Below are 13,199 nucleotides of genomic sequence, written 5' to 3'. Positions count from 1 at the left end.
GTGGTTTGACTTTTATCGTCAGGCTGCTTGATTAAAATCTCCCAAGTTAATGTCTACGGGATTGACAGCATAGGTCAGGGTGTGTCATCAATTATATTTTGAGGCTTAAGGTTAGATAAATAGATATCAATTTTGAAAAATTTCACTGTAGATATAAATATAATGGTGACAAGTATGATTCTGTTTAGTGAAAATATACCCCTTTTCGAACCAAAAACTAGATTAAGTAACGACACACTCTAGTTAGGTAGCTTTATTATAGTTTTTGTATAATCACCATACCAATAGCGGTAATGATTGTAATAAGGACAGTCCACCAGAAACGGCTAAAGTCTTTTTTTTCTTTTACCTTCAGCTTTTTTTTATTTGATAGGTAAAAATTAATCTGTGCGTAGGGAGAGAAAAAGAACCCGAGAACACCGAGAAAAAAAGACTTTCTACCCATAATGATCATAGTGCGTATCCAGTACCAGACCAACATAGAGTAAAGGCATACTATTAGTATCGGTATAATCCCGTTCGTAATAATGTCCATCATACACTTCCAACTATTGGAAATTTAAGTGACATAGTATATAGGTTACTAGGAATGCCATCAATTAAGCCAAATAACGCAAAATACCAGATGGATAGCATTAAGAGAATGACTTGCTAACTTATCATAGCGGGTTGCAATAGCACGGTATTGCTTAATTTTTGCAAAGAAATTTTCAATTAAATCCCGTGCTTGGTATAGATGTTTATTAAGCTGTCTTGATGTTAGTCGATTAACTTTAGAAGGAAGGCATATCTGTCTTATAACGATTGAGAACAGCTTCTACAACTAACCGATTTTTTTTTGCAGTAACACCCACATCACTTTTTTGATCAGGTAAGATGTCTTTGATTCGCTCCCACTGATCATCGCGTAAGGCATGCCGTCTTGTCATGGTCGTTGGTCTCAGCTTTATAAGAATATAACAATTATGGCTTATTTTAAAATATGCTTTCTAATTGATGATACGCCCTAGTTTGTTTTAACAGCTTTTGAGGAAGGCTCAGCACTTACTATACTAAAATTGGCCACATAAAAAAGCCAGCATCGATGCTGGCTTTTTAGTAGTGATATGCTAAGGCTGTATAAAAACAAAGGTTAAATCAATAAACTATTTATACGTTAAAGCGGAAATGCATCACATCGCCATCTTGGACGATATAAGTTTTACCTTCTAGGCGTGATTTACCGGCAGTAGCTGCGCCTTTTTCACCATTATATTCAATGAAATCATCATAAGCGATAACTTCAGCACGAATAAAGCCGCGCTCAAAGTCAGTATGGATTACGCCAGCCGCTTCAGGAGCAGTGGCGCCAATTTTAACAGTCCAAGCGCGAACTTCTTTAACGCCAGCAGTAAAGTAAGTCTGCATATCAAGTAGATCATAACCGCCACGAATCACTTGATCAAGACCCGCTTCCTCCATACCCATGTCTTCTAGGAAGTCTTTTTTATCATCTTCATCGAGCTGAGCAATCTCAGATTCGATTTGATTGCATAGCGCAATGACAATAGACTCATCGCCAGTCGCATAGTTGCGTACCGCATCAAGATAAGGATTGTTTTCGAAACCATCTTCGCTAACGTTGGCGATATACATCGTTGGTTTCAGGGTAATTAAACCATAGCTTCGGATGAGTTTTTTCTCATCGCTATCTAGATTGGCCGCGCGTGCAGGTTGACCTTCAGCAAGTAATGGCTCGATTCTCTTGAACACATCAAGCATGGCTTGCGCGTCTTTATCGCCGCCTTTGGCTTTTTTGGTCAAGTTAAATACAGCGCGCTCAACGGCATCTAAATCGGCCAATGCCAGTTCGGTATTGATGGTTTCGATATCATCAATCGGGCTGATGCGACCATCGACATGCACCACATTATCATCATCGAAACAGCGTACCACGTGTGCAATCGCATCCGTCTCACGGATATTAGCCAAGAACTGGTTGCCCATGCCTTCACCTTTTGATGCACCGGCAACTAAGCCGGCGATATCAACGAATTCCATGGTGGTTGGCAATACACGTTCAGGTTTCACGATATCGGACAGTTTCTTTAAGCGTGGATCTGGTACTGGGACGATACCGGTATTGGGATCTTTGGTACAAAAAGGAAAGTTTTCAGCGGCGATTCCCGCTTTGGTTAAGGCATTAAATAGGGTAGATTTCCCCACGTTTGGTAGGCCGACGATGCCGCAGTTAAAACCCATAACAGTCTCTCAATAAAGTAATAAAATAAGGTGGTTTAACACTCAGTTAAATTGGAAATAAAAATTGGGCGTATTGTAGCAAAAATTACCGACTTGCGGTGGTGGTTCTGTCTGAGTTTTTAATGCTTACGCCGGTTTAGAGTTTTTAGGCGGATAGGGGATGACACCAAAGAGCACTGTAAATCAGAGCAGTTTAAATTGTGGCCTAACTAAAGACCATTTTTACTTACAGCTTTAAGTTAGCGTTATTTTTTGTCTCGACCACTCCAATCATGACGCCCATCTCTTTTTTATCATGCTTATCGATGGTTGGTGCGTACAACGCTGAAGCAATACCGCCATCTAAGAATAGCGCATTCGGGCACTGGAGCTTGTCTTTAAACAGCGATGCAAACTGATAAAAGGTGACGGGTTCATCACTATTCACAAATTGTATGCTGCCATCGCTGCAGACGCCTGCGCCATTGCGGAATTTAGCAGATGTACCATCTGCATTAAACTTTGGGTGGATTTCGTTATTAATCACCAGCATCGGTCCTGATTGGGTCGCAAACCAAGGATTGGCTGATCCTTCTTCAAGCTGCTGTTGTAGCGCGTGACTTTCAGTAATTTGTATATTACCGGCTTTATCCCACCACATCACACCATTGGGCAACAAATGAAAATTACCGCCACCTTCATTGAGGTTTAACGCGCGTATCTCTTTACCACCAATAACGGTATAACCAATCGGGGCGTAGCGTTCGTTATACATGCCAGCATTCATCGCAAAAGCTAGTGTCTGTGATGACGGTAAATTGGCTAGTAAATTATCAAAACTTAAGTAAGACTGGGCGCTGTCAGGCTGTTGCCAAAATAACTGTAAGGAATAACGCCTGTCTCCCGCATCAACAGCGCTTAGTGCTGCCGCATCGATACGACAAGCACTATAATTAAATGGCGAGCTTTGCGTTTGACACGACCACTTTGACACAGCCGTGTTATTAGTATCTTCTGCTTTAGGCTGGCAGGCACTGATGCTTAAAGTAAGCAATGCCATAGCAGGTACAGTAAAAATAGAGCGTGGCATCGATTACTTATCTTCTATAATAGTGAGATGTATAATAATTAGATGGTTCATGTACTGTTATTGCCGACTACTTTTAGCTTTCTGTGTGCGGTAGGTCGCGAAAGGTATGATTGACATTACCAATCAGCCTGCCACCGTGGATCTCATTTTCCGAAATATCGCCGCTCTCTACGGTTGGGGCGCTGGTCTCTTTGCCTTGGTCCCGCGAGTCTTTATTATACGCAATCAGCGCATCGTTATCTGCTAAGAAGGTATCAGGATCTGCCATTACCCACATCTGATTGAACACATCCGCGCGGGCATTCCGATCCAGTAGTGCGCCTTTGTCAGCGAAGTAAAAGAATTTTGATAATAGTTTAATTTGTCCATCGTCCAAGCGGCGTGCAATATGATAAGGCTGCAATTGACTTGGATGTTGTAGTCCAACAGCGCCTACGATATTAGCGAGAGACTTGATGGTGTTTTTATGAAAGCTTGCGACACGTTCCGCTTTACTTGGTACATCAAGCGCTTTTTGGCGATATGGGTCTTGAGTTGCAACCCCAGTAGGACACGTGTTGGTATGACAGGTGCGCGATTGAATACAGCCAACCGCAAACATAAAGCCACGAGCGGAGTTACACCAATCTGCGCCCAAGGCAATTAAGCGTGCAATATCAAAGCCAGATACGATCTTACCACTGACGCCAAGCTTGATTTTGTCACGAATACCAGCACCTACTAAGGTGTTGTGTACCAATAAAAATCCATCAACCATGGGCATGCCGACATTGTCCATAAACTCTACTGGAGCGGCACCTGTACCGCCTTCGGCACCGTCAATAACGATAAAATCAGGATAGTTATCAGCTTCAATCATGGCTTTAACAATGGCCATAAATTGCCAAGGCTGACCGACACATAACTTAAAGCCAACTGGCTTGCCTTCTGATAGCTCACGCAGCTGTTGCCAAAAGGCTACCAGCTCGCGCGGTGTACTAAAAGCAGTATGCGAGGAGGGTGATACGCAATCTTGGCCCAGTGGCACTTGACGAGTATCAGCGATTTCTTGCGTGATTTTTTCAGCGGGTAGCACGCCACCTTTACCAGGCTTAGCACCTTGTGAGAGTTTAATCTCGATCATTTTGACTTGGGGGTCAATAGCTTTTTCGGCAAAAGTCTGCGGATTAAAATCACCATTATCATCGCGGCAACCAAAGTAGCCCGTTCCCAGTTCCCAAATCAAATCACCACCGAACTTACGATGATAAGGACTAATCGCCCCTTCACCCGTATCGTGGGTAAAACCGCCCATCTTCGCGCCTTGGTTCAGTGCCATGATGGCATTAGCAGACAAGCTACCAAAACTCATCGCTGAGATATTAAACACCGACATATCATGCGGCTGCTGACAGCGCTCACCACCAACGCTAATGCGAAAGTCTTGGTTTTGGAGTGGCTGACTGATAGCCGACTGCAAAAACCACTCTTTACCATGGGCATATAAGTCATCAAGAGTACCAAAGGCATTGGTATCACTGATGTTTTTGGCACGTTGATATACTAATGCGCGCTGCTGGCGTGAAAAGGGCACTTGTTCTTTTTCATCTTCGAGCAAATACTGACGAATTTCAGGGCGAAAGTCCTCAAGCACATAGCGGATATGACCTGCAACAGGGTAGTTGCTTAATATGGCGTGCTTCGATTGAAACATGTCATAGATACCCAAGCCCACCCCGATGCCGCCGATGATAATGAGCCACCAGTTGACGAGTAGTAGCCCGGCTAAGAACAGCAAAATTACCACGCCAAAAGTACTATAGCGCAGTGCAGCCCCAACAAGATAGGGCAGGTTTAGAGTAGGCTTAGGATCTAAGTTGGTACGGGATTGGGGCATAGCAACGCTCAATAGTAAGACATTAAAAATAAAAATCGCGACGGTAAATTAAAAAACAACCATGTAACCATTGTTATCATTAAATATAAGTAAGCACTTAAATTTATCGCGTATATCATACACTTATGATATCACGGCTTGGCGGTAATTGAGTAACGGCTTGCTAACTGGCATCAGCTTTATTATCCAGTCACTCACACCACCACCTTATCGGCAGCTACTATTTTAAATATAATCCCAACAGGTAAAAATTGCTCAATCAGCAAGGCTAGTGACGGTAAATAGTCGGAAAATTGGGAGCTATAATGATTTTAAGCTGTAATATATAAATGAGAACCAATCAATAACTTATTATTAATAGGACTGTCATAGTAATTGATGCTGTCAATTTAAGATTTAGTCTGCTAATTGCTTGGCAAGTAATTCATCTATCTCAGCTTTAAGTTCTTTATCTTCAATTTTGTTCGCACTGATTCTTGCATTTTGTAGACTTGTGATAGCAGCGTCAGTTTGACCTAATTCAATTTGTATCACTGCCATAGAAAAGGCGATTGATGACATATGATCTTTCGAATTAACCGTAGTCGCCTTTTCTAGGGCTTTTTCATAGCGAACTAGCGCCTCATCTAAATCTCCTGTGAAATCAGCCAAAGTTTCCCATTGTTCTGGGTGGTCTTTATTGGTATTTTCGTTATCGATGCAAAGAGCTTGCAGCTCTGCATAAAACGCATCGAAAGCTTGTTGATTACCTATTCTATCAGCCTCCAGTAGCTCTTCAGCTAATTTATAGACCGACTTATATATTTTGGTGTTAATCATTACTCATTCCTTTTTTCTACTACTAATAAAATAACGATAAATTGAAACCGACTGTCAGTGTCTGGTAGTAAGGTCTAAGTAGTGCTTTGTGACGAGTTACGAGTACTGGGCATTAAGTGTAAAAAAGACGTCTGCCCGCAACGTATGTCGTCCACTACAGTATATTTTCAACCCCCTGCTGTGGAGACGCGGGGTCTGACACTCGCTCAGTTGGCTCCAAACTGGTATTCTACCAATTTATCTTTAAGTCAGTAGAGAAATGCTTATAATTTGGTTATTTAGTTAGATTATTCGACAAGTTCAATTTGCCAATTATTGGATTGAATGACAATATTAATTTGACGAAGTTTCATGGCAATATCATCCGCTTGTTTTTGTAAGCCCGCTACTGAAACCATCACATGCCATTTAATCTCTCGATGACTATAACGATCGGTTTCGCTCTGCGTCGCTTCAATGGCATCTATCAAAAGCTTATGACGCATCTCTAAGGTATCACGCTCAACCAACAGTGTAAGCATCGACTGACTTTTATCCGTCTTGGCAATCGCATTGGTACGATGAACACGTTCAATCAACGAATTCAATTCAGTAATGATTTGGCTGGCATCTATCATCAGCTCATTAGGGTCTTCGCTTGGTGTATCACCTTCTTGAACTTTGGCATTATTACGAATACGCCCCTTTAATTGAGCAAGCTTCTTTTGCATGTCGCTACGGATAAGTAGGGCTTCTGCTAGTTTCATTTTGATTTCCTCTTAGATACTAAAATTTCTTTGAATGTCAATTATTTTTACTTTCTGATGGTATCTACGTTTGCTTATCGATGTCGTCACGGTTATCGCTATTTTATTGTCAATAACTTCTATTGAACCCCGCGCCCAACTCTCTCAGCCAAAACTTGCAATTTAGGAACAATCATCGCCTCATATTCCTCAGCCTGCCAATTGGCGCGAGGGACACTGGCATTCAATGAATACGCATAATGTCCTGTGGTCACATCAAAGACACCTACTGCCACTGCCAAAATATCGATAGAAAAATCACCATCTGATAATGTATAGCCATGCGTTTCATAATACCGTGATGCCTGAGTTAACGCTATTTGCGCTTGTTGAAACTTATCTACCGGTAAATTCGCTTGCAAGTTAGAGTCAATTACTGCTTGCCGAGTAGGTGAGCTTACGGCATAAAATGCGCGTCCAATCGCAGTTTGTGCGATTGGCACTGCTGAGCCCACTTGTAGATTTACAGAGAGGCGGGCAGGACTACGGCAGCAGGCTAAATAACGCATTTCCCCTTCAATTTCTGTGGCTAAATTCACCGACACCTCATTTTCTGTGGCGAACTGCCTTAATAGCGGTTCAGCGAACGCTACCACATCATGACGACTCCATGCCTGCGCGCTCAGGCGTACTGCGCTACTGCCCAATTGATATTGACCATGTATAGTTGTTCGCAAAAACCCAAGGCTGATTAACGTATAAGTTAGGCGAGTCACTGTTGCTTTTGGCAACTGGGTAAGCTGGCACAATTGCTGATGGCTCAGCTGCTCATGATGCTCAAAGGCGGCAAGTAAGGTCAGACCACGAGCAAGCGCTGTGACAAATTGTCTGTCATCAGCCACTTTGCTTTGGGCAAGGGCAGCGTTCATTTGTTCTAATAAGGAGGCTGCTTGCGGTAATCTTTTTGTCATTTTATGGCCGTAATTTGGGGTAAAGGTTTACAGAGGTGAAAAATTCTGCTTAAATGGTTCATATTATGAAACTTAGTTTCGCATGGCGGAACTAATAAGTCAATCACTATTAGTAGGTCAGGAAGACGGACACCAAGGAGAACAACATGGCAACAGCTACTAACCCACGATCTAACAGCAGCCCACGTTTTGATTGGGAAGATCCATTTTTATTGCGTGATCAGTTGACTGACGAAGAGCGTATGGTGACGGATACGGCGCATCAGTTTTTTCAAAAAGAGCTGATGCCCGGAATCATTGAAGCCAACCGTAACGAGAATTTTGATCGCAATATTATGCGCCAGATGGGAGAGATGGGACTGCTTGGGGTGACTATCGATGGCTACGGCTGTGCTGGTTTGTCGAGTGTGGCTTATGGTTTGATTGCCAAAGAGGTTGAAGCGGTGGATTCAGGCTATCGCTCAGCGATGAGCGTGCAGTCAAGTCTGGTTATGCATCCTATCCATGAATATGGTACTGAAGAACAAAGAGAAAAATATTTGCCTAAGCTGGCAACTGGCGAATATGTAGGCTGTTTCGGTCTAACTGAACCAGATTCAGGCTCAGACCCCTCATCAATGTCAACGCGCGCGCGCAAAGTTGACGGCGGTTATGAGATTACTGGCAACAAAATGTGGATTACCAACAGTCCTATCGCTGATGTGTTTGTGGTCTGGGCAAAAGACGATGAAGATGTTATTCGCGGCTTTATACTAGACAAAGGTATGAAAGGCTTATCAGCGCCGAAGATTGAAGGTAAATTCTCATTACGCGCCTCGGTTACTGGCGAGATTGTCATGGACAAAGTATTCGTTCCTGAAGCCAATGCTTTCCCAGATATTCGCGGACTTAAAGGGCCGTTTGGCTGCTTAAATAAAGCGCGTTATGGTATTGCTTGGGGCACGATGGGCGCCGCTGAGTTCTGCTGGAAGGCTTCGCGTCAATATACCCTTGATCGGAAGCAGTTTGGCCGTCCCCTAGCAGCCACTCAGTTGGTACAGTTAAAACTTGCTAATATGCAAACTGAGATTGCACTAGGCTTGCAAGCTGCACTACGTGTGGGGCGTTTGATGGATGAGCATAACGCTGCGCCGGAGATGATTTCACTGATCAAACGTAATAACTGCGGTAAGGCGTTAGATATTGCTCGCGTCGCCCGTGATATGCATGGCGGTAATGGTATCTCTGATGAATATCACGTTATCCGTCACGTGATGAACCTTGAGGCAGTCAATACTTATGAAGGTACGCATGATATTCATGCCCTTATCTTAGGCCGTGCGCAGACTGGTATTCAGGCGTTTTATTAACTGGTTTTAATGCGGTTTTGGAACGATAAACGTACGCTACTATTTAGTGCTCACTGTAGCGCTTCACATTTAGTAGCGTGCGTTTTTTTATTGAGTATTCATTACCAAAAACTTTGATGATGAATAATAAGCTACTTACAGAAAAAAATAAAATCTGTTAAAAGATAAGGGATTATCATGACTACAAGTGTGACACCAAAATCAAAACAGGCTGTGGATCATGGCGCATTGCATGGCATCAAGGTACTGGACTTGTCTAGGGTGTTGGCAGGGCCATCTTGTACCCAGATTTTAGCTGACTTAGGCGCAGAAGTTATTAAGGTTGAGCGTCCGCGCATCGGTGATGAAACCCGCCACTGGTCACCGCCCGCTTTTAGTGATGACACTTCGGCATATTACTCGACTATTAACCGTAATAAAAAATCTTTGACTGTTGATATCACGACGCATGCAGGCCAAACCATCATCAAGCAGTTGGCTGCTGAGAGCGATATCGTAGTAGAGAACTTTAAGGTCGGTGGTCTCAAAAAATACGGCCTAGATTATGACAGCTTGAGACAAGACAATCCGCACTTGATTTATGCCTCACTGACCGGCTTTGGGCAGACAGGGCCAGATGCGAAGCGTCCGGGCTATGATTATATTATTCAAGGCTTGTCAGGATTAATGAGTATCACAGGTCCCAGCGATGGCGAACCGTATAAAATAGGCGTGGCAGTGGTCGATTTGTTCGCAGGCTTGCAACTGACCATTGGCATTCAAGCGGCATTATTAGCACGCGAACATAGCGGACGCGGACAACAGGTTGATGTGTCGCTATTAGATAGTGCGCTGGCGATGTTAGCTAACGTCGGTATGAACCACTTGGCCTCAAATGAGGTGCCTCCAAGACTGGGCAACCAGCACCCTAATATCGTCCCCTACCAAGTATTCGCAGGTGAGGGCGAGCAGCACTTTATCTTAGCTTGTGGCAATGATCAGCAATTTGCTAAGCTCTGTGAGGTATTAGCAGTTGAGTGGCATCAAGATAGGCGTTTTACCACTAACCCTGCTCGTGTCACAAACCGTAAGCTGTTATCGACATGGCTATCAGAGAAGTTTGCCCAGTAGCCCCGTGCACATTGGCTGGAGGCCTTACACCAAGCAGGCGTTCCGAGCGGAGCCATTCATAATATCGCTGAAGCTTTGGCCATGCCGCAAGCTCAGGCCCGTGATATGGTGATTGATTTTAGCGCGCAAGGAAGTCCAGTCAAAGCGCTGGGTAATCCTATTAAATTATCTGAGTCGTCAGTGACCTATCGCTCGCCGCCACCCAGTTTAAGTGAGCATACTGACAGTACGTTAGCAGCGCTTGGTTATGATAGCGCGATGATAGCTAAGCTTAAGGCCGATGGCATTGTTTAAAGCCTAAACGCTGCTCCATTTGCTCAGCCAGCTCGATAAGTACGCTGCTGACTTCCTCACGCTTCGATTCATATTCTGCTTGCAAAAAGCTGACTGCCATTCCAGCCACTGCGTTACCAGAAGCGTTACGAATATAAGTTCCTAGGCAGTACATGCCTTCACGCAGCTGACCGTCATCAAGCGAGATACGACTGCTATGAATAGCAGTAAGCTCAGTGGACAGGTCATCAAAGTTATTTACGCCATTAGGGGTAGTTGGCTCGGGAAAGACGCCCTCGTATAACGATTCGATAGCAGGCATGGATAACGTTGAAAGCATGGCTTTGCCAGTTGCTGAAAATACCGCAGGTACGCGGACACCAGCGCGGAAAGTAAAGCATAGCGGAGCTGGGGCTTCATGACAGGCTAAAAATACTACTTGGCCTAAATCTAATTTAGATAAAGTGACGGTATGTTGTAGCAGTACTGGATATTGGACAATGAGATCTTTAAATAATTGTATAACTCCTTGCTGCTGCGCGTATTTACCAGCCCAGTACATTAGATAAGAGCCCAAATGGAAACGGTTATCGGTATCTTTATAGACGACGTGCTTGCTCAAGAGACTTTGTAGAATATTATGAGTTGAGCTGCGAGGAAGGCCTAATTGCTTAGCAATATGCGCCGCTGTCAAAGGTTGTGAGCTATCAGTAATTAGATCTAGAATTTGAAAGGTTTTGTCTAATGCTGGTACGGCAGTTGTACTCATAAATTGCCTATAAAAGTGAAGTAAAATAAAAATAATTAAAATAATACTTAAAATAGGAATTAAAACGAGAATAAGGGTTGCAAAAAGTGCCCCATCATTCCTATAATGATGTCTCGTATATAGAATTAAAATTCAGTATATTGAACAATCAACAGGTTATCAATAATTATTATGAGATGACCATTTAATAAGCGTGACATTAGGCTAGGTTGTTCAGTAAGTAGAAGCTTACCTCTCCCTACCTATTGAATGGCTTTATCAGTAATTAAAAATAAGCAATAAGCTTAACGACAAGGAGCGTCACTATGACAAAGACTACGCTACAGCTAGCAAACCCAGATTTACTCAAACAACAGTGCTTCATTAAAGATGGCTGGCATGCTGCCAGTGATGCCGCCACTATCGATGTGAGCAATCCATTTAACGGCGAGGTTATTGGTACTGTCCCAAGCTTGACCAAGCAAGACGTCAATGACGCTGTCGCCTCTTCTCATAAGGCCCAAACAGCATGGGCGGCGAAAACGGCTCAAGAGCGCTCAATCATAATGCAAAAATGGGCAGACCTCATCGATGATAACAAAGAAGATTTAGCGATTATCATGACTGCTGAACAAGGCAAGCCTTTGGATGAGTCGCGCGGCGAGATTGGTTATGCCAACAGCTTTATCCGCTGGTTCGCTGAAGAAGGCAAACGCGTCTATGGTGATGTCATCCCTGCTACTCAGTCGCAGCTGCGTTATGTGATCTTAAAGCAGCCGGTTGGTGTTTGTGCGGCGATTACCCCTTGGAACTTTCCAGCGGCAATGATTACCCGCAAGGCGGCTCCTGCTTTAGCGGCTGGCTGTACTATAATTATCAAGCCAGCCACTGCCACGCCATTTTCCGCTTTAGCATTAGGCGTATTAGCAGAGCAAGCGGGTATTCCAGCGGGCGTCATTCAGGTGGTTACCGGTAAATCATCAGTCATTGGTGAAATTTTAACCGGCGATGCTCGTATCCAAAAACTATCGTTCACAGGCTCCACTGAAGTTGGCCGTACCTTAATGGCTCAGTGCGCACCTACTATCAAGAAACTATCCTTAGAGCTTGGCGGTAACGCGCCTTTTATCATCTTTGATGATGCCGATTTGGAAAAAGCTGCGGAAGGTCTGATTGCTTCCAAATATCGCAATGCCGGTCAAACCTGTGTTTGCGCCAACCGTGTCTACGTGCAAAATAGCGTTAAAGATGAGTTCTTAGATATTTTTATCAAGAAAGTTGCTGAACTTAAAGTTGGTAACGGTATGGATGAAGGGGTCGATGTTGGTCCTTTAATCAATAAAGACGGCTTAGAAAAAGTCCAAGCCTTACTAAAAGATGCCTTAGATAAAGGCGCAAAATTAATCACCGGTGGTAGTACCAATAATACCTCAGTGCTCGCTTATAACCCGACCGTCATTACCGATATCAGTGATGACATGGACATTGCTAGCGAAGAGATCTTTGGTCCCATTGCACCGATATTCACTTTTGATACCGAAGAAGAAGTGATCCGTGCTGCTAATGACACTATTTATGGCCTCGCTGCTTACTTTTATTGCAACGACTATACAAGATCATGGCGGGTTACCGAAGGCCTTGAATACGGTATGGTGGGGCATAATACCGGCATGATTTCTACTGAAGTGGCTCCATTTGGCGGCGTCAAGCAGTCAGGCTTTGGCCGTGAAGGTTCAAAGTATGGCATTGAAGAATATGTGGTCACCAAATACTGGTGCAGTGATATTAGCTAGTTTTAGCATTTAATATAGTAATTAATTTAAATGAGCTAAATGATATGTATTTTCTAGTATTTAGCTCATATGACATAAGCCGCTATTCACTCAATAGCTTTTATTAATAGTCCTTAGGCACTAATAACCCTCAGGTTAAATATAAAGATGACCTATGCTGTCAATCCCGTAGACATTAACTTGGGAGATTTTAATCAAGCAGCCTGACGATAAAAGTCAAACCAC

General features: G+C 43.5%; 10 protein-coding genes and 1 pseudogene. 3 read left to right on the top strand and 8 right to left on the bottom strand.

All coding sequences use genetic code 11. The features are described from left to right. Nucleotides 1-595: 595 nt before the first annotated feature. From JMY06_RS12040 to JMY06_RS11040, 7 genes are all read right to left on the bottom strand, one after another. Nucleotides 596-790 carry a transposase gene (locus JMY06_RS12040; protein WP_413786255.1) on the bottom strand — a complete coding sequence of 65 codons (195 nt, stop codon included), beginning with the start codon at nt 788-790 and terminating at the stop codon, nt 596-598. 359 nt (nt 791-1,149) lie between these two features. Next, nucleotides 1,150-2,241 carry a redox-regulated ATPase YchF gene (ychF, locus tag JMY06_RS11065; RefSeq protein ID WP_201618306.1) on the bottom strand — a complete coding sequence of 364 codons (1,092 nt, stop codon included), beginning with the start codon at nt 2,239-2,241 and terminating at the stop codon, nt 1,150-1,152. Between the two features lie 226 nt (nt 2,242-2,467). Further along, on the bottom strand, nt 2,468-3,310 hold the full coding sequence (locus JMY06_RS11060; protein WP_201618305.1) for a phosphodiester glycosidase family protein: 843 nt from the start codon (nt 3,308-3,310) through the stop codon (nt 2,468-2,470). Between the two features lie 73 nt (nt 3,311-3,383). Continuing rightward, on the bottom strand, nt 3,384-5,186 hold the full coding sequence (locus JMY06_RS11055) for an FMN-binding glutamate synthase family protein (protein WP_201618304.1): 1,803 nt from the start codon (nt 5,184-5,186) through the stop codon (nt 3,384-3,386). A gap of 396 nt (nt 5,187-5,582) precedes the next feature. After that, nucleotides 5,583-6,005, bottom strand: coding sequence for a tetratricopeptide repeat protein (locus tag JMY06_RS11050; RefSeq protein ID WP_201618303.1), 423 nt, complete (start codon nt 6,003-6,005; stop codon nt 5,583-5,585). Nucleotides 6,006-6,292: 287 nt separating this feature from the next. Further along, complete coding sequence (locus tag JMY06_RS11045) at nt 6,293-6,751, bottom strand: DIP1984 family protein (protein ID WP_201526920.1); 459 nt, start codon at nt 6,749-6,751, stop codon at nt 6,293-6,295. 119 nt (nt 6,752-6,870) lie between these two features. Then, entirely contained in the window at nt 6,871-7,701 is an 831-nt protein-coding gene (locus tag JMY06_RS11040; protein ID WP_201618302.1) for an IclR family transcriptional regulator, read from the bottom strand. Between the two features lie 146 nt (nt 7,702-7,847). Between JMY06_RS11040 and JMY06_RS11035 the strand changes: the two genes are divergently transcribed. Both JMY06_RS11035 and JMY06_RS11030 read left to right on the top strand, forming a co-directional pair. Continuing rightward, complete coding sequence (locus JMY06_RS11035) at nt 7,848-9,050, top strand: acyl-CoA dehydrogenase (RefSeq protein WP_201618301.1); 1,203 nt, start codon at nt 7,848-7,850, stop codon at nt 9,048-9,050. A gap of 177 nt (nt 9,051-9,227) precedes the next feature. Next, a pseudogene (locus JMY06_RS11030) lies at nt 9,228-10,454 on the top strand (CaiB/BaiF CoA transferase family protein). Here the strand turns inward: JMY06_RS11030 and JMY06_RS11025 are convergent. Continuing rightward, the gene (locus JMY06_RS11025; protein WP_201618300.1) at nt 10,432-11,202 is read right to left on the bottom strand and encodes an IclR family transcriptional regulator; all 771 of its coding nucleotides are present in this window, start codon (nt 11,200-11,202) and stop codon (nt 10,432-10,434) included. The pseudogene JMY06_RS11030 and the gene JMY06_RS11025 sit on opposite strands and share 23 nt — an antisense overlap. Before the next feature lie 305 nt (nt 11,203-11,507). On the opposite strand from JMY06_RS11025, the gene JMY06_RS11020 reads away from it, so the two are divergent. After that, nucleotides 11,508-12,974, top strand: coding sequence for an NAD-dependent succinate-semialdehyde dehydrogenase (locus JMY06_RS11020; protein ID WP_201618299.1), 1,467 nt, complete (start codon nt 11,508-11,510; stop codon nt 12,972-12,974). The last annotated feature ends 225 nt before the right edge of the window (nt 12,975-13,199 follow it).

It is taken from the genome of Psychrobacter urativorans (assembly GCF_904846675.1).
Classification (GTDB): domain Bacteria; phylum Pseudomonadota; class Gammaproteobacteria; order Pseudomonadales; family Moraxellaceae; genus Psychrobacter; species Psychrobacter urativorans_B.
This window is presented reverse-complemented; position numbering and strand designations above follow the sequence as displayed.